This window comes from Micromonospora pattaloongensis (assembly GCF_900107255.1).
GTDB lineage: Bacteria > Actinomycetota > Actinomycetes > Mycobacteriales > Micromonosporaceae > Micromonospora_I > Micromonospora_I pattaloongensis.
This window is the reverse complement of record NZ_FNPH01000002.1, coordinates 382,874-405,509: the sequence shown is the minus strand read 5'-3', so window position 1 is coordinate 405,509 and position 22,636 is coordinate 382,874. Positions and strand designations below refer to the sequence as shown.

At 75.7% G+C, this 22,636-nt stretch carries 17 protein-coding genes; 4 read left to right on the top strand and 13 right to left on the bottom strand.

Features of this window, described 5'->3' with window-relative positions; all coding sequences use genetic code 11:
- The first annotated feature begins 52 nt into the window (after positions 1-52).
- The 4 genes from BLW47_RS07685 to BLW47_RS07670 all read left to right on the top strand — a co-directional run bounded on the left by BLW47_RS07685 (position 53) and on the right by BLW47_RS07670 (position 7,790).
- Entirely contained in the window at positions 53-3,250 is a 3,198-nt protein-coding gene (locus tag BLW47_RS07685) for an FtsX-like permease family protein (protein WP_091554603.1), read from the top strand.
- Positions 3,251-3,362: 112 nt separating this feature from the next.
- On the top strand, positions 3,363-6,071 hold the full coding sequence (locus tag BLW47_RS07680; protein ID WP_091553496.1) for a thioesterase domain-containing protein: 2,709 nt from the start codon (positions 3,363-3,365) through the stop codon (positions 6,069-6,071).
- Position 6,072: 1 nt separating this feature from the next.
- Entirely contained in the window at positions 6,073-7,053 is a 981-nt protein-coding gene (locus tag BLW47_RS07675) for an ABC transporter ATP-binding protein (protein WP_091553492.1), read from the top strand.
- Positions 7,050-7,790, top strand: a complete 741-nt coding sequence (locus tag BLW47_RS07670; protein ID WP_091553489.1) for an ABC transporter ATP-binding protein — start codon at positions 7,050-7,052, stop codon at positions 7,788-7,790. Before BLW47_RS07675 ends, BLW47_RS07670 begins: the two co-directional genes overlap by 4 nt.
- A 64-nt stretch (positions 7,791-7,854) precedes the next feature.
- On the opposite strand, the gene BLW47_RS07665 is transcribed toward BLW47_RS07670, so the two are convergent.
- The 13 genes from BLW47_RS07665 to BLW47_RS07605 all read right to left on the bottom strand — a co-directional run bounded on the left by BLW47_RS07665 (position 7,855) and on the right by BLW47_RS07605 (position 22,634).
- Positions 7,855-9,432 (bottom strand): alpha/beta hydrolase, encoded by a 1,578-nt coding sequence (locus tag BLW47_RS07665; RefSeq protein ID WP_091553485.1) that lies wholly within the window; start codon positions 9,430-9,432, stop codon positions 7,855-7,857.
- A gap of 73 nt (positions 9,433-9,505) precedes the next feature.
- Positions 9,506-10,594 carry an ATP-dependent DNA ligase gene (locus tag BLW47_RS07660; protein WP_091553482.1) on the bottom strand — a complete coding sequence of 363 codons (1,089 nt, stop codon included), beginning with the start codon at positions 10,592-10,594 and terminating at the stop codon, positions 9,506-9,508.
- A gap of 69 nt (positions 10,595-10,663) precedes the next feature.
- A complete protein-coding gene (locus BLW47_RS07655; RefSeq protein ID WP_139307195.1) occupies positions 10,664-11,269 on the bottom strand; it encodes a hypothetical protein in 606 nt (201 codons plus the stop codon).
- A 66-nt stretch (positions 11,270-11,335) separates the two neighbouring features.
- Positions 11,336-12,256, bottom strand: a complete 921-nt coding sequence (locus tag BLW47_RS07650; RefSeq protein ID WP_091553475.1) for a DNA-3-methyladenine glycosylase family protein — start codon at positions 12,254-12,256, stop codon at positions 11,336-11,338.
- 194 nt (positions 12,257-12,450) lie between these two features.
- On the bottom strand, positions 12,451-13,425 hold the full coding sequence (locus BLW47_RS07645) for a Pecanex-like protein 1 (RefSeq protein WP_245736514.1): 975 nt from the start codon (positions 13,423-13,425) through the stop codon (positions 12,451-12,453).
- Positions 13,426-13,498: 73 nt separating this feature from the next.
- A complete protein-coding gene (locus BLW47_RS07640; protein WP_245736512.1) occupies positions 13,499-14,254 on the bottom strand; it encodes a DUF4142 domain-containing protein in 756 nt (251 codons plus the stop codon).
- A 339-nt stretch (positions 14,255-14,593) separates the two neighbouring features.
- Complete coding sequence (locus tag BLW47_RS07635) at positions 14,594-15,229, bottom strand: hypothetical protein (protein ID WP_091553469.1); 636 nt, start codon at positions 15,227-15,229, stop codon at positions 14,594-14,596.
- 303 nt (positions 15,230-15,532) lie between these two features.
- Positions 15,533-16,321: an anti-sigma factor family protein gene (locus tag BLW47_RS07630; RefSeq protein ID WP_091553466.1), complete on the bottom strand. Its 789-nt coding sequence runs from the start codon at positions 16,319-16,321 to the stop codon at positions 15,533-15,535.
- Entirely contained in the window at positions 16,318-17,010 is a 693-nt protein-coding gene (locus BLW47_RS07625; protein WP_091553464.1) for a sigma-70 family RNA polymerase sigma factor, read from the bottom strand. Before BLW47_RS07625 ends, BLW47_RS07630 begins: the two co-directional genes overlap by 4 nt.
- Before the next feature lie 78 nt (positions 17,011-17,088).
- Positions 17,089-17,949 (bottom strand): spermidine synthase, encoded by an 861-nt coding sequence (locus tag BLW47_RS07620; protein ID WP_091553461.1) that lies wholly within the window; start codon positions 17,947-17,949, stop codon positions 17,089-17,091.
- Between the two features lie 35 nt (positions 17,950-17,984).
- Entirely contained in the window at positions 17,985-18,938 is a 954-nt protein-coding gene (locus BLW47_RS07615; protein WP_091553457.1) for a hypothetical protein, read from the bottom strand.
- Between the two features lie 55 nt (positions 18,939-18,993).
- Positions 18,994-21,486 carry an AAA family ATPase gene (locus BLW47_RS07610; protein ID WP_091553454.1) on the bottom strand — a complete coding sequence of 831 codons (2,493 nt, stop codon included), beginning with the start codon at positions 21,484-21,486 and terminating at the stop codon, positions 18,994-18,996.
- Positions 21,483-22,634 carry an exonuclease SbcCD subunit D gene (locus BLW47_RS07605; RefSeq protein WP_091553450.1) on the bottom strand — a complete coding sequence of 384 codons (1,152 nt, stop codon included), beginning with the start codon at positions 22,632-22,634 and terminating at the stop codon, positions 21,483-21,485. Before BLW47_RS07605 ends, BLW47_RS07610 begins: the two co-directional genes overlap by 4 nt.
- Positions 22,635-22,636 lie beyond the last annotated feature (2 nt).

Sequence of the window (22,636 nt, the reverse complement as noted above, 5' to 3'; positions counted from 1 at the left end):
CCGTGCACCGGTCCCGCAGGGTCGGCACAGGACACGGGGGAGGGGCGTGGCGATGCGGCTGGTGCTTCGGCGGGCGCGCGCGGCGCGCGGCCTGCTGCTGGCGGCCGCCGCCGCGGCGCTGATCGCGACCGCGATGGTCACCGGGCTGGTCGAGTACAACCGGCAGGCGACCGCGGCCGGTGAGCGCGGCGTGGTCGAGGCCGCCGCGACCGAGGAACGCAGCCTGCTGATCAGCGGCTCGGGCGGCGCCGACGCGGCGGCGTACGAGGCGCGGGACGCCGCGATCCGGGCCGAGTTCGCCGGCGGCGTCGGCCGTCGCCCGGTCACCGTGCTCGGCGCCCGGTACGGCACCGGTCGGCAGCTCACCGGCGACCTGGCCGGGGCAGCCGCCGACGGCCCGGCCTTCGCCTCGATGGTGGCGCTGGACGGGCTGCCCGACCACGTCACGCTGACCCGCGGCGCGTGGCCGCGACCGGACGCGTCCCCCCTGCAGATCGCGCTGCCCGAACGCACCGCCGAGACGCTCGGCGTCACGGCGGGCGACCGGATCCCCGTGCTGGACCGCAGCACCGATCGCGCCAGCGAGTTGAGCGTCGCGGGGGTCTGGCGACCGCGGGACGTCGACGACCCGTACTGGCGACTCGTGCCCGACGTCGTCGCGCCGGCCCGCGCCGCGGCCGCGACCGGCCCCTTCGTGCTGGACGGCGCCGACTTCCGGCGCGCGTTCCCGGGCAGCATCTCCGCCGCCTGGCTGGTGCAGCCGCGACTGACCGACGCGACCGTCCCCGAGCTGGTCGAGGTCGGCGCGCAGATGCGCGCGGCGGGGGAGCGTGCGGCGCAGCGCGCCGGGCTGGGCACCTCCGGCCAGGCGGTGACCGAGCTGGACCGCCTCGCGGAACGGCTCAGCCGGGCCAGCGCCGTCGGTCGCTCCGCGCTGGTCACCCCGATGCTGCTCATCGCTCTGCTCGGCGGCTACACGCTGGTGCTGCTCGGTACCCTGCTGACCGAGGAGCGGCGGTCGCAGACCGCGCTGCTGCGCGCCCGCGGCGCGGCCCGTGGCCAGCTCGCCGGCTTCGCGGCGCGGGAGGCCGCGCTCTTCGTCGTGCCCGGCGCGGGGCTGGCTCCGTTGCTGAGCGTGGAGGCGTTGCGGCAGCTCGACCGCGCCCCACTGGGGGCCACCGCCGAGCTGCCGCTGGACGCCCGGCTCACCGCGGCGGCCTGGCTGGTCGCCGCCGTCGCGGCGCTCGGCTGCCTGCTGGTCATGACCGTTCCGGCGCTGCGCGCCGGCAGCAGCTACGCCGCCGAGTTGGCGGCCCGGTCGCGGCCGGACCGGCGGGCGGGCCTGCAACGGGCCGGGCTCGACCTCGCGCTGGTGGCGTTCGCGCTGATCGCCTGGGTCCAGCTGCGCCAGTACTCCTCGCCGTTGGCCGGGTTCGGGGCGGCGCTCGGAATCGATCCGCTGCTCGTCGTCGCGCCCACGCTCGGGGTGCTCGCCGGAACGGTCCTCGCGCTGCGGCTGCTGCCGCCGCTGACCCGCGCGGCCGTGCGCTACGTCGACCGCAAGCTCTGGACCGCCACGATCCTCGGGATGTGGCAGGCCGGCCGCCGGCCGCACGCCGGGCCCGTGTTCCTGCTGGCGCTGGCCGTCGCCGCGAGCGCGCTGGCGTGGTGCGTGATCGGCACGTGGCAGCGGTCGCTGGGCGATCAGGCCGACCATCACGTCGGCGCGGATCTGCGGCTGCTCGAGGACGTGGGGGTGGCCCAGCCGGACCGGGCGCGACAGCTCGCCGGGCTGCCGGGGGTGCGCGCGGTCGTGCCGGTGCAGCGCGACAGCGTACGGGTGGGCGCCGCCGACACGTCGGTGACCGTGCTGGCGCTCGACCCCGCCACCGCCCACGACGTCGTCCGGCTGCGCGACGGGCTCGCCGACGAGCCGCTGCCGACGCTGCTCGACCGGATGACCCGCGGGCGGGTCGCGGCGCCCGGGCCGGAGCTGCCGGCGGACGCCCGGCGGCTCACCGGCGTCATCGCCACCCCGCACACCGACCCGATACTCGCCACCCCCGTGACCACCGCCGCGCTCTTCGATGCCGGGAACGGCCGGACGTTCCGGCGGCCGGTGACGACGACGGGCAACGACGGGCGGCCGCAGCGGTTCTCCGTGGAGCTGCCGGACACGCCGGGACGGCCGTTGCGGTTCGCCGGCTTCCAGTCGGAGAGCGAGAACTCGGTGGCGTCGTCGTACGGGCTCCGCGCGACCGAGCTCGCCGTCGTCGGCGCCGCCGGGCGGAGCACCCCGCTCGAACTCGGCTCCGACGGGTGGGAGCTCGTGCACGACGGCGGCCGGGCGCGGGCGGTGCGCGTCGAGCGGCGCCCCGCGGTGATCTCCACCAGCTATCAGCCGCCGTCGGGCGGCTACTCCGGCAACCGCGTCCGATTCGCGGTGACCCCGCCCGTCGGCGACGCCCCGGTGCCGGTACTGGCCAGCGCGGCGCTGCTGCGCGAGCTGGACGTGCGGGTCGGCCAGACCACCGCTCTCCCGCTCGGCGGCCGGGAGGTGCCGGCCCGCATCGTCGGCGAGGTCGCCGCGCTGCCGACGACCGACGACGTCCCCGCCGCCGCGCTGGTCGACCTCCCGTCTATGGCCACGTATCTGCTGCACACCCGCGGCGCCACGATCGGCGGTCCGACGGAGTGGTGGGTGGCGACCGAACCGGCCGGCCACGGGGCGGCGGCACGGGCCGCGGCCCAACTGCCCGGGATCGGCGTGCTCGACCGGCGGGCCCTCGCCGACGAGGCGGAACGCGACCCGTACTGGCTGGGCACCCGCACCGGCTTCCTGGTCGCCGCGCTCGGTGCGGTGCTGCTCGCGCTGGTCGGGCTCGCCTTCGACGTCTGGGCGACCGCCCGCCGTCGGCTGGCCGAGCTCGCCGTGCTGCACACGCTCGGGGCCACCCCACGGCTGTTGGCCCGCGCGCTCATCGCCGAACAGGCGTTCCTCGCCGGGCTCGGCGTCGCGGTCGGCCTGCTGGTGGGGGTCGGGGTCGCCGCGACGATGGCGCCGCTGGTGATCCTGACCCCGTCGGCCGGGCGCCCGGTGCCGCCGGCCGCGTTCGAGCTGCCCTGGGGGCCGCTGCTCGCGACCGCGGCGGGGCTGCTCGCCGTCGCCGTGGCGCTGAGCGCCTCGATCGCGGCGACGGTGCGGCAGCGGGCCGCCGCGGCGCAGCTGCGGATCGGCGTCGACCGGTGAGCGGGCGGCGCGAGCAGCCGGGGCGGTCGGCGCGCGCCGCCGGCGACCGGGCCGGGCAGTCGGGGCGGTCCATGCGCGGCGCCGCCGGCCGGCGACAGGGGGAGGAGACGCGGTGAGGGCCACGCTGCACCGGATCCGGGCGTTCGGTGGGCATTTCGCACCGATCGCGGCGCTCGCGCTGGTCGCCGCGCTGCTGATCACGGCCGTCCCGCGGGTCGCGAACGGACTGACCGACGAGGGGCTGCGCGCGGACGTGGCGGCGCGGCCCGACGCGATCCGCGACCTACGCTACGACGAGCTGACGTATCCCGGCCAGGCGGGGGCGACCCGGGTCGGCGCGGGCACCGACCGGCTGAGGGACCTGCACGCGGCGATGCCCCCGGCGGTGCGACGGCTGGTCGGCGAGCGCTGGTACGCGGCCCAGGTGGGCCCGCGGGGGCTGTCGGCGACCGGGCGGGATCTGCACCCGGACGTGCAGCGGGTGGAGTTCGGCCTGCGTACGGTGACCGGCGCGACGGAGGGGGCCCGGCTGGTCGCCGGGCGGTGGCCGCGCAACCCGGAGCGCCCCGGCGGACGGCTGATCGAGGCGGTCATAGCCGAGCGCGTCGCCGCGGTGCTGCGACTCGAGGCCGGCAACCGGTTCCGGCTGACACCCCCCGCGCCGGGCGGTGCGTACGTCGACGTGGAACTCGTCGGGATCTTCGCGCCCATCGACCCCGGCGCGGGAATCTGGCAGTCGCTGCCCCCGACGCTGGACCCGGCCAGGTCGCCCTCCGGCGAGGGCCCGTACGAGGCGCTCGCGCTCACCGACGTCGCTGGCCTGCGCACGGTCGAGGCACGGTGGTGGCAGATGGCGCACAGCTGGCATTACCGGGTCGATCCCTCTCGGCTGACCGCGGCCGAGCTCGAACCGGCGCGCAGCGGCCTGCTGCGGATGCAGCGCGAGACGCCGCGGCCCGCCCGGCTCAGCGCGCCGCTGGACGGCGCGCTGCGGGACTTCGCCGAACAGTTCCGGTCGGGCCGCGCGTTGCTCGCGGTCGTCGCGGCCGGCGTGCTTGCCACACTGGCCGGCCTGGTTGCGCTGTCCGCGGGGCTCGCCGCGCGGCACCGCCGGCCGGAGTTGGCGCTGCTGCGCGCCCGGGGCGGCGCGCTGGCTACCGTGGCCCGGCGCGGCGCGGCCGAGTCCCTGCTGGTGGTGCCGTTACCGGCGGCGCTCGGCTGGCTCGCCGGCGGCCTCGCGCCCGGACGGGCCGCGGACATCGGCTGGCTGCTGCCGCTCGCCGTCGCGCTCGCCGTTCTCGCCGTGCCGGTGACGGTCCTCGCGGTCGCCCGCCGGGCCGAGCCCGGATCCGAACGGCGCGACCTGGTCGTCGCCCGTCCGTCGCCGCGCCGGCTCACCGCCGAGGGCGCGGTGCTGGTGCTCGCCGTGCTCGGCGCATTCCTGCTGCGGCGGCGCGGGCTGTCGGCGTCCAGCGGCGTCGATCCGTACCTCGTGTCGGTGCCGGTGCTGCTCGCCGCCGGGGCCGCGCTGCTCGCGCTGCGCGTCTACCCGTGGCCGTTGCGGCAGGTCGGACGGCTCGCGGACCGCGCCCGCGGCGTGGTGCCCTTCCTGGGGCTCGCCCGGGCCGGTCGTGCCGCGAGCGCCCCGCTGGCCCCGGTGACCGTTCTGGTCGTCGCGATCGCGACCGCGATGTTCTGCGCGGTCGTCGCGGCCGCGATCGCCGACGGTCGGGACCGGGCGACCGACCGCGCCGTGCCGGCGGATCTGCTGGTGAGGGGGGAGGCGTTTTCGGCGGGGACCGCGGCCGAGCTGGCGCGGGTCCCGGCGGTCCGGGCGGTGGCCGCGATGGCGATCGAGCCGGCGCAGCCGCTGCGGCCGACCGCGCAGGCCGGCGGTGCCGACCTTGCCGCCGTCACCGTGCTCGCGCTCGACGGGCCGGCGTTCGCCCGGGTCGCCGCGGACGCGGGGATCGACGTGGCGCTGCCCGCCCCGCTGACCGGTGCCGGGACGGCCGGCGAAGCCGTGCCCGCGCTGGTCTCCCCGGCGGTCGCCGCCGAGCTGCCCGGCCGCGGCTTCACCACCCTCCGAGATCACCGGTACGAGTTCCGGGTCGCCGCCGTCGCGGCGACGTTCCCGGTCATCGCGCCCGACGTGGAGCGCTTCGTGGTGCTCCCGTGGCAACTGCTCGCCCCGCCGGCGGGTCAGCCGCTCGCCCCGACCGGCTTCCTCCTGGCCGGCGCCGGAGCCGACGCGGCCGCCGTACGCGAGGTCGGCGACCGAGGGCAGCGGGAGCACGCGCGTGCCGGCGTGCTCACCGCGATCGCCCCACCGCCCACCACCACCGTGGTCCGGTGGTCGGACCACCGGCGCGGGCTCGAAGCGGGCGGGATCAACGGTCTGCTGTCGTTCGGATTCGGCGCGGGGGCGCTCGGCAGCGTCCTGCTGGCGCTGCTGGCGATCGGGTTCGCGGTCCTGGCCGGCTCCGCCGATCGGGCACAGACCCGCACCCGGCTGCGCACGCTCGGGTTGTCCCGCCGGCAGTGGCGGGGGCTGCTCTGCTACGAGCTGGGACCGCCGATGATCGTGGCGCTCGGCACCGGCGCCCTGGTCGGCGCGGCCCTGCCCGCGCTGCTCGCGCCGGTGCTCCAGCTGCCGCGCTTCGCCGAGGGCGTGCCGGTCGGCGTCCGCGTGGACGCGCGCATGCTCGGCGCGGTGCTCGCGCTCGGCGCGCTCGGGTTGATCACGGCGGTCCTGGTCGAGACGACCGCCAACCGCCGGCTGCGCCTCGGCGCGGGGCTGCGGAGCGAGGAGGGGACCTGACATGACGACGGAGCTCACCGCGCCGGACCTGGCGGAGCTGCAACGCCGCGCCGCGGACCGGGCCGCGGCCCGGGCGGGCGGCGCCGACAAGCTGCGCGGGCACATCGTGTGCGACGGGCTGGTGCGGATCTTCAAGACCGACGGCGTCGAGGTGGTGGCGCTGCAGGGCCTCGACCTGGTGATCGACCAGGGGGAGTTGGTCGCCATCGTCGGGGCCTCCGGGTCGGGCAAGTCGACGCTGCTGAACATCCTTTCCGGCCTGGACGTGCCGACCGCCGGGATCGCCCGCGTCGCCGACTACGACCTGCTCACCATGTCGGCGCGGCGACGGTTGCGGTACCGCCGGCACACCGTCGGCTTCGTGTGGCAACAGACCGGCCGCAACCTGCTGCCGTATCTGACCGCGCTGGAGAACGTGGAGCTGCCGATGCGGCTCGCCGGCGGTCGCTCGCGAACGATCCGGGCGCGGGCGCGGGAACTGCTGGACCTGGCGGGGGTCGGCTACGCCGCCGATCGGCGACCGGGGCAGCTCAGCGGCGGCGAACAGCAGCGCTGCGCGGTGGCGGTCGCGGTGGCCAACGATCCCGAGGTGCTCTTCGCCGACGAACCCACCGGCGAGCTGGACGAGGCGACCGCCGACGAGGTGTTCCGGACGCTCCGGACGATCAACGCCGAGCTGGGCGTGACGATCGTGGTGGTCACCCACGACCACGCGGTCGCCGCCCAGGTGAGCCGGACGATCGCGATCCGCGACGGGCGGACGGCGTCGGAGGTGCGGCGTACCGCGCGGGTCACCGGCGACGGGAGGACGGAGCTGGTGAGCGAGGAGTACGCCGTCCTCGACCGGACCGGCCGGCTGCAGCTGCCGGCGACGTTCGTCGAGGCACTGTCGTTGCGGGACCGGGTCCGGTTGAACCTCGAACCCGACCACGTCGAGGTCCGGCCCGCCGCCGGCTCCCGGGAGTCAGGAGATGCGCGATGAGCGACGAGCTGGTCCGGGTCGAGGGCGTCGGTCGGGACTTCGGCCGCGGCGATCGGGTGGTGCACGCGGTCCGCGACGTGTCGTTCACCGCGCGCCGCGGCGAGCTGGTCGCGATCCGCGGCCGCTCCGGCGCCGGCAAGACGACGCTGCTCAACATCGTCGGCGGGCTCGACCGGCCGACCACCGGCCGCGTCGTGGTCGCCGGCCACGACCTGACCGCCGCCGACGAGACGCAGCTGCTCGACCTGCGCCGGGGCACCATCGGGTTCGTGTTCCAGTCGTTCGGCCTGCTGCCGATTCTCTCCGCCGCCGAGAACGTCGGGGTGCCGCTGCGGCTGGCGAAGATGCCGGCCGCGCAGCGGGAGGAGCGGGTGGCGATGCTGCTGGAGCTGGTCGGGCTCGGTGGGCACGCGGCGCAGCGGCCGAACGAGCTGTCCGGCGGGCAGCAGCAGCGGGTGGCGGTGGCGCGGGCGCTGGCGAACGACCCGCAGCTGCTGATCGCCGACGAGCCGACCGGGCAGCTCGACTCGCAGACCGGGCGATCCATCATGGACCTGCTGCGGGCGCTGGTGCACGCGCGGGGGATGACCGCCCTGGTGGCGACGCACGATCCGGGGCTGATCGAGTTGGCCGACCGCGTGCTCGTCCTCCGCGACGGCCACCTCGCCCCCGCGGATGAGGGGTCGGAGGCGACCGTCTGTCCCAGCCCGTGCCCGCCCCGCGTCGGCCACCGATAGTGGGGTTCCGCGCCTTTGCTCTGCTTACGGTCAGTAAACGCGGGGGTAGTGCGGCGTCAGCGCGCTAGCGTGCGGGGCAGCGCTGCCCGGTCGGCGGCACCGCCAGATCGATGAGGTACCGGTTCACGGCCTCGGTGATGCACCGCGTCTGCGGGTACGCCGTGTGCCCCTCGCCCTCCCAGGTCAGCACCGTGCCGACCTGGAGCATCCTGGCGAGCCGCGGCGCCTGCTCGTACGGCGTCGCCGGGTCACCGGTGGTCCCGACCACCACCACCGGCGGCGCCCCGGTCGCCGCGTCGGTCGGGTACGGGTCGCGCTGACCGGGCCAGGTGACGCAGCTGAGCATGCCGACGGCGAGCGCCGGACCGAAGAGCGGATACTTCCGGCGCCAGCTCGACTGCAGCTCGCGGATCCGGTCGACGCTCGGCACGGATCCCGCGTCGGCGCAGTTCACCGCGAGGTTGGCGTCGAACAGGTTCGAGTACCGGCCGTCCTTCTCGCGGCCGGTGTACTCGTCCGCCAGGTCGAAGATCTTGCCCGGGTCGCCGCCCTCCAGGCTCTCGATCGCCTGCGCGAGCTGCTGCCAGCCCGCCTCCGTGTAGAGCGAGGAGATCACGGCGTAGAAGATCCAGCCGGCGGTGGCGTCCCGGCCGTTGCCGCCGTGGACCGGCGAGGTGCGGGCCTTCTCGATCGCGTCGGTCACCGCCGTGCGGGCGTCCGGGGCGATCGGGCACCGCGCCGGCGTGCTCGCGCACCACTTGTCGAAGTTGCCGAACGCGAGCTCGAAGCCCTTGGCCTGGCTCTCCGAGCCCGCCACGACGTCGAGCTTCGGGTCGACCGCCCCGTCCAGCACGAAGGCGCGCACGTTACGCGGGAAGAGCTGGGCGTACACCGCCCCGAGCAGCGTCCCGTACGAGTATCCGAGGTAGGTGAGCTTGTCGTCGCCGACCGCGGCCCGGACCGCGTCCATGTCGCGCGCGGCCTGCTCGGTGGAGTAGAGGCGGAGCCGCTCGCCGTACTGCGCGCCGCACCGCTCGCCGATCTTCTTGTTGAGCGCCAGCAGGCCGTCGAACTGTTCCCTGGTCGCCGGGTCGGGCTCGTAGCCGAAGGCGGCGTCCCAGTCGGCGTCGGCGACGCATTTGACCGGGCTCGACCGGGAGACGCCGCGGGGGTCGAAGCCGACGATGTCGAAGCGCTGGGTGACCTCGTCGGGAAGGCCCCCGAAGGCCGGGCCGAAGGAGAGGTAGACCGCGGTGTCGATGCCGGAGCCGCCGGGGCCCCCGGGGTTGATGACCAGCGACCCGATCCGGTCCCGCTGGTGCCCGGACCGCACCCGCAGCAGCGCGATCTCGAAGTCGCCGCCCGGTGCGGCGCTCGCCCCGCCGCCGCTGCCGCCGCCGGCGTTCCAGTCCGCCGGCACCCGGATCGTGGCGCACTCGTACGTCATGTCGGGCGCGCCCCGCCCCACCAGGTCCCGCGGCACCTCCGGGCAGGGCTTCCACGCCGGGGTCGCGCCGCCCGGTGCGGCGCCCTCACGCGCCGGAGTGCGCGGCGCGAAGACCGGCGCGGTGCACCCGGTCACGACCAGCGTGACCGCGGCGAGCAGCGCCAGCGTCAGACGGTGGGTACGGGACACGAGCATCCTCCGTGATCTTCCTGGCTCCGGGCTACGCGCTCGACGCCGGGCCGTCCGTCGCGTCCGGCCCGGCCGTCGGTCACTCCCGTGGGCTGGGGTCGCCGGCCAGCACCTGCTCCACGTCGAAGCGGACGGGGCGGTCGAGCTGGTCGTAGCGGCAGGACCGGGGGTCGCGGTCGGGCCGCCAGCGCACGAACTGGGCGGTGTGCCGGAACCGGTCGCCCTCCATCGCGTCGTAGCCGACCTCGGCCACCAGCTCCGGTCGCACCGGCTCCCATTCCAGGTTCTTCGCCCCGGACCATCGGCTCGGCCCGCCCGGGATGCGTTGGCCGCTGGAGTGGTCGCCGTGCACCCACGGGTGGCCGGCGGCGGCCCGGTAGGGAGCGAGCTCGTCGAGGAGCTCGGCGCGGCGGGCCGCGCTGAACGAGGCGGAGACGCCGACGTGGTGCAGGGTGCCCGCGTCGTCGTACAGGCCGAGCAGGAGCGAGCCGACGATCGGCCCGGACTTGTGCCAGCGGAACCCGGCGACCACGACGTCGGCGGTGCGGGCGTGCTTGACCTTGAACATCAGGCGTTTGCCCGGCGCGTACGGCAGGTCGGCCGGCTTGGCGATCACCCCGTCCAGGCCGGCGCCCTCGAAGAGGTCGAACCAGCGCCGCGCGGTGTCGAGGTCGGTGGTGGTCGGCGTGACGTGCATCGGGGGCCGCACCCCGGCCAGCGCCTCGGTCAACAGCGCCCGTCGACGGGTGAACGGCTGGTCGACCAGCAGCTCGTCGCCGAGCGCCAGCAGGTCGAACGCGACGAATGAGGCGGGCGTCTGCTCGGCGAGCAGGTTGATCCGGGACGCGGCCGGATGGATGCGCTGCCCGAGCAGCTCGAAGTCCAGTCGGGGCCCGCCGCCCGCGCCGTCACGGCGGATCACGATCAGCTCGCCGTCGATCGCCGACCGGGGCGGCAGTTGGCGCCGGGCCTCGGCGATCACCTCGGGGAAGTAGCGGGTCAGCGTCTTGCCGCCCCGGCTGGCGAGCTCCACCTCGTCGCCGTCCCGGAACACGATGCACCGGTAGCCGTCCCACTTGGGCTCGTACGTCATGCCCGCGTCGGCCGGGAGCTCCGGAACGCTCTTCGCGAGCATCGGCTCGACCGGCGGGTTGATCGGCAGCTGCACCCGCCTAGTCAACCATCTGCGACCGAGGTCAGCGGGGCACGCGCGCCCATGGCGCCCCGCCGGGTGCGGCTACCCGCGCGCCGCCTCGTCGTAGCGGCGCCGCAGCTCCGTCATCGTCGCCGGCTCGAGGGACTCCTGGAAGGCCTGTTCCTGGTAGCGCTCCGGGATCAGCTGCCGCACCCGGTCGCGGAACGACACCGTCGCGCTCGCCTCGGCGACCTCGATCGTCGGCGGGTCGGTGGAGAGGTCCAGCACCAGCGGCCCGACGAGCTTGACCGCCCCGTCCCAGGCGAGCCCGGGCTGCGCGACGGCGCAGAGGTGGTGCCCGTACACCGTGCGGACCGCGTCGAGGCGGTCGGCCGTGGCCGGCTCGAAGCCGAACACCCGCACCCCGCAGACGATGCGCGGCCGCCCCTCGGTGGCCTGGTTGACGTGCTCGCCGTGGCCGTGGTGCTGATCCGGTGGGGTCTGCTCCAGCACGGTGACCATCCGGCTCGCGAGCTGCCCGCGCAGGTCGGCGGGGCCGCCGTCGGCGTCGATGCGCTGCACGATCAGCACGGCGCAGACGGTGGCCGCCAGGATCGCGACGACCCAGGGCAGCCGGGCGTGGCGGGGGCGCGCCGGGGCGGGGGGCTCGCGCAGCGGCGCCCCGGAGGCATCGAGCTCCGTCGACATGTGGTGATGCTCGCACGCCGCGCGCCGCGCGTCCATGCCCCGGTGATCGCGATGCGTCGCGTTCGTTCAGAACTTCGCGAAGGAGCGCGGCGCGAGCCGCGGCCCGAACCGCGGGGCGTGCCGGCCGGCGACCTCGAGCAGCACGCAGACCCGCCCCCGGTGTCCGGTGAACGGCTCCAGCAGCGCCAGCATCCGCGCGTCGTCGCCGCGGGCCTCGCCGGCCAGCGCCCAGGCGACCATGTTGGGGATGTGGTAGTCCCCGACGCTGACCGCGTCCGCGTCGCCGTACGCGGTCCGGACCACCTCGGCGGCGGTCCACGGGCCGATGCCGGGGATCGCGGTCAGCCGCCGGGTCGCCTCGGCCGCGTCGGCGCACGCCTCGAGCCGGGCGGCGAGCGCGGCCGCCCGGCGCACCGTGTCGGCACGCCGCTGTTCGACGCCGAACGGGTGGAACTCCCAGTACGGCGCGGCGGCGATCACGGCCGGGGCGGGCGGCAGCCGGAGCGCGGCGACCGGACCCGGCGCCGGCGTGCCGAAGCGTCGGACGGTCGCGGCGTACGCCCGGTAGGCCTCGATCCCGGTCACCTTCTGCTCGAAGATCGCGCGCAGCAGCCGCGGGAAGACCTGTCCGGTGGTGGGGAACCGGAGGCCCCGGTGCGTGCGAGCCAGTTCGGCCACGACGGGGTGCGCGGCGGCCAGCTCGGCGAAGCCGGTGAGATCGTCGCGCAGCCCGGCGACCGCGTCGGCGTGTTCGATCACCCACGCCGCCCCCGGGCCGTAGCCGGTCGCGACCACCTCCGCGCCGTCGCCCCGCAGCGCCAGCGAGGCCGGACCGTCCGGGGTGGGGGTGGCCCACCAGAAGGCGCCGTCAACGGCGCGGGCGCACGGGTCGTGCCGGTTCATCGCCAGCCGCCCGACGGTGCCGGCGAGGTGGTAGCCCTCGGGCGGCCTCAGCCTCCTGGTCAGCACCGTCTCCGCCCGCGTCACCCGGACACTGTGCCACGCGGGCCGTCGCCACGGCCGCCGCGCGGGCCGCCGGCGCGGCGCAGGTCACGGCAGGCCGTGGGGAGCGGGGGAACGGCACGTCCCGCGGTGCGTCGTCGCCACCCGGCTCTCCACGTGACGGGTGGCGACGTCCGCACGTCGCGGGGACGTGCCGTTCCGGCTCTGCGAAGCCGCCGCTAGCGGGTCACGGTGACCCGGACGACGTCGAACGCGGGGATCTGGTTGGCGCGCTGCATCATCGGAATCCGGTGCGAACCGTCGCCGGCCCAGACCGCGCACTGCGCGATGCCGGTCTGCGGCAGCCCCGGCACCTGCACGGTCACCTCGTCCGGCGTCGCGCTGCCCTGGCCGTCCTCGGTCGCGACGAAGAACGCCGGCACCGGCGCCGGGTCGGGCGCGGTGCGCCGGCTGGCCAGCATCCGGCAGGCGCTGTGGAAGTGGCCGCGGACCAGGCCCTCGGCGGTCAGGAAGGAGCTCTCCTTGTAGTACCCGCCCTGTCCCGCGGCGAGGAACCGGTCGCGGACCAGGTTGCGGGTGCTGACCCGGATGGTGAACGCCTGGTTGACCCGGACCCGCTGCGGCGCCGACGAGATCAGCAGCGTCGGGTTCTGCTCGGCGTTGCCGACCTCACCGAACGCGGTGCTCACGCACCGGTCGCCGTTCTGGAAGCCGTCGTGCGCCTGCCGCTGGCTGTTGTCGCAGTTGTTGCCGAGGATCTGCAGCCCGGCGCCGGGGTTGCCGGTGCCCGGGTTGCCCGTGCCGGGGCTGCCGCTGGCCGGCGCGGCCGGGGTGCAGGTGACCGGTTGCCGGCCGCCCCGGCCCCACGTGCCCTGGCCGTCGCCGAGGTGGTGCCGCGCGCCCGACCGGTCGCGGTACGTCCCGGCGCTCGCGCCGGGGCTCGGTGCGCCGGGCGCGACCGTCGGCGCCGGGCTCTCCGTGCCGCCGGGGGTGTTGGGGGTCGCGCACGCCTGGGGACGGGGGCGCTGGCCGCGGGTGCCGGCGTTGGACACCTGCGTCACGGCGACGATGCCACCGAACACGGCAAGCGTCGCGGCCACCGCGACGATGCGGGTGCGCGGCTTCGTCGACGCGATCCGCCCGCGCCGCCGCTCGGCGCCGTACGACATGTCCTGCCGTCGTGATCTGTTCACGTGGTGCCACCTCTTCCTTCCCGGACGGCGAGGGGTGGGGCCGTCCGAACGAAACGCAGAATCGAAGTACCGCTCAACGGGAGCGGATCACACGGAACGTCGCGATGACGCCGGCGACGACCGCGGCGGCCAGCACGATCGTGATGATCGAGGCGTTGATGCCGTCGGCGTTGGCCCGCGCGACCGCCCCTTCCAGCAGCGTGCCGTCGTTGGTGTACACCGCGCCGGCGGGGCCGGCCGGCCGCGGCAGGCCCTCGTAGTCGACCAGCCCGGTGCTCTCCAGCATGGTCAGGTGGTTGAGCACGAAGCCGTTGGCGGCCTGCGCCAGTTCGCGGACGACGTCGTTGCGGGTGCCGGCCCGGACGTTGGCGATCGCCGGGAAGACCTTGCCGTGCGCCGCGCGGAGCCGGTCGACGAAGATCGTGTCGAACTGTGGCCCGGACGCCTCCGTCATCTCCCGCAGCCAGAACCGCTGGTCCGTGTTGGGCTCGTCCGGCAGCGGCACCCCGAGCTTGCCGGCGGCCACCACCGTGAGCCGGTCCAGCTCCGCGTGCTGCTTCGCGATCTCGGCGCCGATCTCGCGGACCCGCTTGTTGGAGCCCTTCTCCGCGGCCATCTGCCCGGCCGGCATCTCCCACAAACCGGCCAGCCGCACCTTGACCAGCAGGTCCTGATCCGCGGAAGTGAGCGGTCCGGCGGCCGCGCGCGCCGGCACCCGGGTCGCGGCCTCCGCTGTCGCCGGAGCCAGTCCGACGAGGCCGCTCGTGAGTCCGGCGACGACGGCGGCCGCCCAACGCATCGCGCGCCGCGGCCGTGATGCCGACACCATCTGTCCACCTCCGGGTCGATCGATTGAGGATTCGGCAAAACCGTATTGATGCGGGCGGACAATCGTCAACGTGTCGCCCGCGAAATACGGAAGTCTTAGGCGTCAGTTAAAAGAAACTTATGTCGGGGCCGGAAAGCCGCCGGCATCCTCCGTTCGGCCGATGTCGGGAGTTCGGACGCCGGGCGAAAACGGACGACGAAATGGGGCGCCGCCGGTGGCGGTGCGTAGTTCCGATATCGATTCTCGGTCACTGCCGGCCGGGTCGACGTACGACGCGGCGACGACCGGCCGCGCCCTCCCTGGCAACGACCGGCCGCCGCGTCGTACGGGCGGGAGTCGTCAGTAGTTGTACCCACCCGAGCTGCTGCCGGCGCTGTCGCCCTCGGCCGGCGGGGGAACCGCCTTCGGCGTCCCGGTGGGCAGGCATTCCAGGTTCTTCTTGCCGTCCGGCGCGACCACGAACCAGGTGGCGCCCACGCCCTGGCCCTTCCACTGCCCCGGCTTGGTGTCGCCCGCGTAGCGATAGACCGGCCAGCCGCCGATGGTCAGCTGCTTGGTGCCGTCGGGCCGGTTGACCGTGCCCACCTTGTCCGGCGAGATGCCGGCGATCTCCGGGCTGCCGTCGGTGAGCGCGGGCGGCCAGACCTTCGCGCAGTCGCCGGAGCAGTTCGAGGTGGGCGGGTCGTCGGTGTCCTTGTCGAAGCGGTAGAGGGTCCAGCCCTCGTCGTCGGTCACGACCTTGCCCATCTGCGGCACGCTCTTGCCGACGAGTCGGGTGGTGAGATCGACGTCGGCCGCCGCCTCGGCGGCCTCGGGTGCCGCGCTGGCGCTCGGGCTCGCCTCGGCGGCGGCGTTCGCGACGGGCTGCGCCTCGGCCCCGGCCTCGTCCGGGCTGTAGCCCGCCGGCGCGCACCCCGCCAGGGTCATTGCCGCCAGCGTGCCGGCGAGGATGACGGTTCGCTTTACGAGTGCCACGTGCGCTCCCTCAATCGTCCACGTTCGGGCTGTCGGCAGGAGGTACGCGCGGCCCGCGACGGCCGGATTAGTAATTGACCGTGGACAATCTCACACCCCATCGTTGAACCGATCGGAGCCGCGGTGCGTGTAGGGGATCGCGGGGGTCTGCACGTTGCACGTCGCCAGCGGCATGGGTAGTGTCTGCCACCGACGGCGGAAATGGTTCGGGAATCGGCGCGAACCTGGATTGGCGGGAACCTTTCGGGGGACGCACGGCACAATTCCGCACGCCCCCCGAACGGGCTTTCCCAAAGGGCTATGTCAGACGGGCACCGTCACGAGCGCCCGCGCGACACCCTGCTCATCCACCGCCTGCACCTGCACCCGGTCGATGTCGTCCCGCGGCGCGGCCGTCGCGGCCTGCAGCAGCAGCGGCATCGGCTGCTGGTCGGTGCCGTACCCGGCGGCCGGCACCGACCAGCTCGACAGCACCTCCGCGGTGCCGGAGGCCCGGATCACCACGAGCCGGCACTGCAGCGGTCCGGGCAGCTTGCTGAGGGCGAACGACATCTGCGTGCCCCACGCCGCCGCCTCCAGGACCAGGTCCGCACGCACGCCGCTGCTCTTGTCGATCCCGGTGAACTGCTCGGCGCCCTCCGGCACCGCCAGCTCCGGTCCGCCGATGTTCAACCCGTTGGGCCACGCGGGCGGCCTGGCCGAGGGCGCCGTCGGCTCCGGTTGCGCCGTCACGTTCGCCGGCGCCTCCCCGAACCACTGCGACCCCGCGAAGAGCGACGCCCCGCTGATCATCGCGGCGGCGACGACCCCCGCCGCGATCGCCAGCACCCGGCGGCTGCGCGCGTGGCGTCGGTCCTCGCCGACCACCCGGATCATCCGGTCCAGCATGTGGCGGTCGGGCCCGGCCGGCTCCGCCTCCTGCAGCTCGTCGATGTCGACGTCGGAGAGGAGCTCGACGACCGGGAGCATCGACTCCAGCTCCGCGGCGCAGGCCCAGCAGCTCGCCAGGTGCTCCTCGAAGCGCTCCGCGTCGGCCTCGTCGAGCACTCCCAACGCGTACGCGCCGACATCCCAGTGCTGCGCGCGGCTCATTCGGTCACCCCCTGCTTCTGCAGGGCGGACCGCAGCGCGCGCAGCGCGTAGTAGACCCGCGACTTGGCGGTGCCGAGCGGTAGCCCCAGCTCCTCGGCGGCCTCCGGCACGGTCCGACCCCGGAAATACGTCTCCACCAGGATCTCGCGGTGCGGCTGGCTGAGCGTCCGCATGGCGTCGGTGACGGTCATCGTGCGCAGCACACGATCGGTGCTGTCGCTCTCCGCGAAGCTCTCCAGGTCCCGGTCGTACTCCTCCGTCGGGCGCGCCCGCTCGCTGCGATGGTCGTCGATCGCGATCCGGCGCGCGACGGTGACCAGCCACGGCCGCAGCGACGACTGCCCCTGCGCGCCCAGCCGGTGCGCGTTGCGCCAGGCCCGCAGCAGCGTCTCCTGCACGATGTCCTCGGCGCGCTGCCGGTCACCCCCGGTCAGCCGCAGCACGAACCCCAACAGTGGGCGCGCGTGCTCCTCGTAGAGCATCCGCACGAGGTTGTCCTCGTGCCGCGTCTCGGCGGAGGTGGCGTGGTGGCGGCGCGCCGTTCGGGGGGACGTCACCGGGACATCATCGCGGTCGGCCCGCCTTCCGTCGAGAGTCTGCCAACGTTCCGCCGCACGCTGCCGCGGGGTGCTGCAGAGCCGGCCCGGCAGAAGCTGGTCGCCGTGCCAGCCGCTGGCTACCGCCTGCATCGTGGACCTCCGTCGACGTGGTCGGGTCGGCCCGCGGCTGGGGGCCACCCAGGGGTACGGAGCCCGGCCGCGCCCGGATCAAATCGCGATGCCGAAAGTTCCCGGCGGCGGCGGCAGCGACGGTGTGGCCGTCTCGTCGGTGATGACGCGGGCCCCGCCGGCGAACCGGTCGAGCTCGGCGTCGTGCAGCACCCGGCCGGGAAACCAGTCGCCGGCCGCCCGCCGGGTCAGCTCGGCGACCGGCGGGTCGACGCGCCCGGCGACCAGCACCAGGTTGCCGAACCGCCGGTTGCGCAGCACGGCGGCGTCGGTGACCAGGCACAGCCGCGGCAGCGCGGCCCGAGCGGTGGCGACCTGGGCGCGGGCGTGCCGCAGCGGCGGCCCGTCGGCCACGTTCAGCAAAAGGAAGCCGCCGGGGGTGAGCACCCGCGCCACCTCGCGCATGAACTCCACCGAGGTCAGCGCGGCGGGCGTCCGGGCGCCGGCGAACACGTCCGACACCACCAGGTCGTACGCGCCGTCGCGGGTCGCGGTGACCGCCGCCCGGGCATCGCCGACACGTACCCGCAACCGGGGGTCGGCCGGCCACGGCAGCGCCCGCCGGACCAGCTCGACCAGCGCGCCGTCGATCTCGACCACGCGCTGGGTCGACCCGGGCCGGGTCGCGGCGACGTACCGGGGCAGCGTCAACGCGCCGCCGCCCAGGTGCAGCACCCGCAGCGGCTGACGCGGCGGCGCGACGAGATCGATCGCGGCGGCGATCCGCCGCACGTACTCGAACTCCAGGTGCGTGGGGTCGTCCAGATCGACGTGCGACTGCGCCGCCCCGTCGATCAGCAGCGTGTACCCCCGCGGCCGGTCCGGGTCCGGGCGCACCTCCGCCACCCCCGACCCGACGGCGACCGTCTCCCCCCGCTCCACCCCACGCTTGCGCCCCATCCCCGCAGTATCCCGCCCCGCTGTTTCGGGCAGGGTCAACGGGCGGCGGCGAGGGTGAGGGCGCGGTAGAGGAGGCGCGGGTCGCCCAGGAGGGCGCGGAGGCGGCGTTCGAGGCCGGCGATCGGGATCAGGTTCTGCGGAGCCCGAGGATCCTTGTACGGGGTGGACGCGAACCGCGGCAGCGTGACCAGCGACAGGTCGGCCAGCCCGATCGCCTCCTGCGGGGGCAGTTCCGCGGAGCACTCCACCCGGACGATGCCGGCCCACGGCGCGCCGGCGGATCCGGGCAGCCGGACGTACCACGACCAGCCGCCCCACGCGGTGCCGAGCTTGAAGACGGGGGAGCGCTCGCCCGCCCGCAGGCCGGTGACCACAGTGGAGAGCGCCGCCGGGAGGTACTGGCTGTGCTGGGTCTTGATGTACCCGATGGTGCGCGGCAACTGGCGGCGGTTGCGCAGCGGCCCGTCCACGATCAGCAGGTCGCCGTCGGTGCGGGCCGCGTTCGAGACCTCGACCTCCAGCGCGGTGAGCGGCGCCTGCACGGCGGCGGGGAGCTTGCTCAGCTCACCGGTGCCCGCGACCCGGTGCACGGCGTAGCGGAGCTGGCCGGCGACCACGTCGGTCGCCGACGGGCTCGCCGTGAACAGGCCGCGCTCCACCCGGGCCCCGGCCAGCTCGGCGGCGCCGCGCCCCAGGTCGCAGCGGACCACGCCGGCGGCGTACGACGCGGCCAGACCGGGGTACGAGGCACCGTCCTCCTCCTGCGTCCACAGCCCGGCGTCGATGCGCCGCACCCCGTCGACGAGCAGCACCACGTGCGGGGCGCGTACGGCCGGCGGCGCGGTCAGCGGCCGCCACGCGTCGGTCGGCACCTCGACACCGGCGTCGACCTCCGCGCTGCTCGGCGCGGCCGGGCCGGCCGTCGCGGACGCCTCGAAGGAGGCGCCGTAGGCCGGATCCCAGCCGTCGACGAAGATCCGGACGGTCACCGGGCCCGCCTCTCGATCGCGACCGCGGGGCTCCGCCGCGCCGCGCTCCTCGCGCTCACAGGCCGGTCCGCTCGACGTGGGCGGTCCGGGCGTCCTTGCGCACCGCGAACCGGACGGGGATCCGTTCGGCGAGCGCCGCGACGTGGGTGACCACGCCGACCATCCGGTCACCGCGGGCGGCGAGCGTCTCCAGCGTGGCCGCGACCGTGTCGAGGGTGGCCGCGTCGAGCGTGCCGAAGCCCTCGTCGAGCACGATCGACTCCAGGCTGGCGGCAGTGGTCGACATCCCGGCGAGCTGCTCGGACAGGGCCAGCGCCAGCGCGAGGGAGGCCTGGAACGTCTCGCCGCCGGAGAGGGTGCGCACGGCGCGGCGCAGCCCCGCGTCGTGGTGGTCGACAACGTAGAACTCGCCCTTGTCGTGCACCAGGTCGTACTGCCCGGACGACAGCTCCCGCAGGATTCGCGACGCGCCATCGACGAGCAGGTCGAGCGCCTCCTCCAACAGCCACCGCTCGAAGTTGTTGGCCCGCAGGTGCCCGGCGAGCGCCTTCGCCACCCGGCTGTCCCGCTCGTGCCCGGCCCGCTGCTCGGCCAGCCGCCGCGCCTGCTCCCGGCGCTCGGCGAGACGCCGCTGCTCGGCCTCGGCGCGCTCGAGCGCCACCGCGGCCGCCCGCGGGTAGCCGGCGCCGTCCGCGCCGCCGGCCGGCGCGGTCAGCCCGGCGTCGGTGAAGAGCGCCGCGATCCGGTCGGCCGCCCCGGCCGCGGCCGTCCGCGCCGCCGTCACGCCCTCGGCGACCGCGACCCGGTCGGCCCGGCGCCGCTGCGCCTCCTCCTCGGCCCAGCGCCGCAGCGACTCCCAGGCCGCGGCGACGTCGTCGCGCTCGGCGGCCGGCGGCCCCAGCCGCGCCACCCCGTCGCGCGCGGTGTCGAACTCCCGCCAGGCGCTGCGCATCCGCTCCTCGGCGGCCTCGACGGCGACCTGCGCGCGCCGCTGCGCCTCGCGGGCGGCCCGCACCGCCCCGCCGGCGTCGTCCAACTGGTGCTGCAGCGCCGCGACCGAGTCCAGCTCCCGGCGCAGCACCGCCGGGCCGGGGGAGTCGGCCAGCTGCCGGTCCAGCTCGGCGCCGCGCGCCGCGAGCTGCTCGTGCTGCGCACGCACCCGATCGAGTACGCGTTCCAGCTCGCGCGCGGCCCGGTCCCGTTCCGTCACCACCTGCTGGGCGGCGTCGTGCTCCGCGCGCGCGGTGTGCCCGGCCGCCTCGGCGGCGGCCACGGCCGACCCGGCCGGGGTGGCCGGCACGGTGTGGACGGGCTGCGCGCAGACCGGGCAGTCGGCGCCGGCGGTGAGGTGGGCGCGCAGCGCCGACGCCCGGTCCGCGGTCTGCGCCTCCTGATAGGCGCGCCGCGCGGCCTCGAGTCGCTCCGCCGCGCGGGCCGCCTCGCCGCGCGCCGCCTCCAGCGCGGTCACCGCGGCGGCGTGATCCGTCTCGGCGCCGGTGAGCGCGGTGGCGAGCTCGGCGGCCTGCGCGGCCACCCGCTCGCGGTCGGCGTGCGCCGTCAACAGCAGCCGCAGCGCGGCGGCGTCGCCCGCGCCGGCCAGCGCCGCCCGCAGCTTCTCCTCGCCGTCCTCGGCGGCGGCCACGCCCGCGGCCGCCTCCGCGGCGGTCGCGCGGGCGGTCGCGACGGCGGTCGCCACCGCGGTCACCCCGGCCGGCGGCCGGACCGCGCCGAGCTGCTCGATCTCGGCGTCGAGGGCGCCGAGCGCGGCGACGGCGTCGGTCGCGGCGCGCTGGGCGTCCCGCAGCGCCGGCACGGCCGACTCGACGGCCGCGGCGAGCTCCCGCATCGTCTCGACCCGGTCGGCCGCCGCGGCCAGCTGCTCCTCGTCGGCGCCGCTGAGCCCGTCGAGCACCTGGTCGACGGCGGCGAGCTGCGCGTCGGCCTGCATCGCGCGGGTCGCCGCCCGCTTCTGGATCTCCTCGTAGACCTGCAGCCCGAGCAGGTTGACCAGGATCTGCTGCCGGGTCGCCGGCTTGGCGTGCAGGAAGTCGGCGAACTGCCCCTGCGGCAGCAGCACGCAGCTGGTGAACTGCTCGTACGGAAGCCCGACCGCCTCCAGGACCGCCTGTTCCATCTCGGCCGGCGTCCCGGCGAGCACCTCGCCCAGGTCCTCCGGGCTCATCCCGGTGTCCAGCTTGGTGACGTCGAAGCCGCGCGGCATCAGCTGCAGCCCGGCGTTGCTGGTCTTGACGTTGCCCCGGCCGTCGCGGCGGACGACCCGGGTGGCGACGTAGCGGTCGCCGGCCGACTCGAAGACCAGCCGCACCCGCGCCTCGGTGGCCGACGGGGCCAGGGCGTTGGCGATGCCGCGACTGCTGCCCCAGCGTGGCACCTGGCCGTAGAGCGCGAAGCAGATCGCGTCGAGCACGGTCGACTTGCCGGACCCGGTCGGGCCGACCAGGGCGAAGAAGTCGGCGTCGGTGAAGTCGACGGTGGTCTCGTCACGGAAGACGGTGAAGCCGGCGAGGTCCAGGCGCAGCGGTCTCACGCGGAGCTCACCTCCTCGTAGAGCGTGTCGAACAGCTCGCGGACGCCGTCGTCGACGTGCCCCCGCTGCTCCAGGTAGTCGCCGAACAGCTCGCGCGGGGACCGGCCGGCGCGCTGCGCGGCCCGCGCGCTGCTCTGGGTCGTCGGCATCATCTCGGGGTCGATGCGCACCTCGACCGCCCGCGGCAGCAGCGCCTGGACCTCCTCGCGCAGCCCCGCACGCGGCGCCTCGCGGACGTACACCCGCAGCCACGCCGTCGGGTCGGCCGCCTCGGCCAGCTCGTCGAGCGTGCCGCGTACGGTGCGCAGCGGGATGGCCGCGGTGACCGGCACGTCGCGCATCCGGGCGGCGGTGGTGGCGGTGACCTCGACGATCGTCACGGCCGGCGTGTTCTCCTCCTCGCCGAAGTCGACGGCGAGGGGGCTGCCGCTGTAGCGGACCGGGCAGGGACCGAGCACCTGCTGCGCCCGGTGCAGGTGCCCGAGCGCGACGTAGTGCGCGCTGGTGGGAAAGACCGTGGCCGGCACGGCGTAGCCGAGCACGGTGTGCGCCTCGCGCTCGCCGCCGCCCATCTGCGCGCCGACCACCGTCAGGTGCGCGGTGATCAGGTTGACCACGTCGGGCTCGGCGAACCGCTCGGTGAGCCGGCGGACCAGCCGGGCCACGTGGTCGGCGTACGTCTGGGTGGCCTCGGCGGCGGTCAGCTCGTACATCTCGGTGGCGCGCACGGCGTAGCGCTGGGACAGGAACGGCAGCGCCACCAGCCGCCACCGCTCGCCGCCCGCGGTCACGCCCTCGATCAGGTGCTCGTCGGGGTTGTCCCGGACGGTGCCGCGCAGCGTGATGCCGGCGGCCTCGGCCCACGGCCGCAGCGCGTCGAGCGCGGGCCCGTTGTCGTGGTTGCCGCCGATCGCGACGACCTGCGCGCCGGTGCCGCGCAGCGCGGAGAGCGCCCGCGTGACCAGCTTGGTGGCGTCGGAGGTGGGTGCCGCGGTGTCGTACAGGTCGCCGGCGACGATCACCAGGTCGGGGCGCTCGGCGCGGGCGATCTCAACGACCTGGGCGAGCACCGCGACGTGCTCGGCGGTCCGCGAGTGTCCCTTGAGGACCTTGCCGACGTGCCAGTCGGAGGTGTGCAGGATCTTCATCG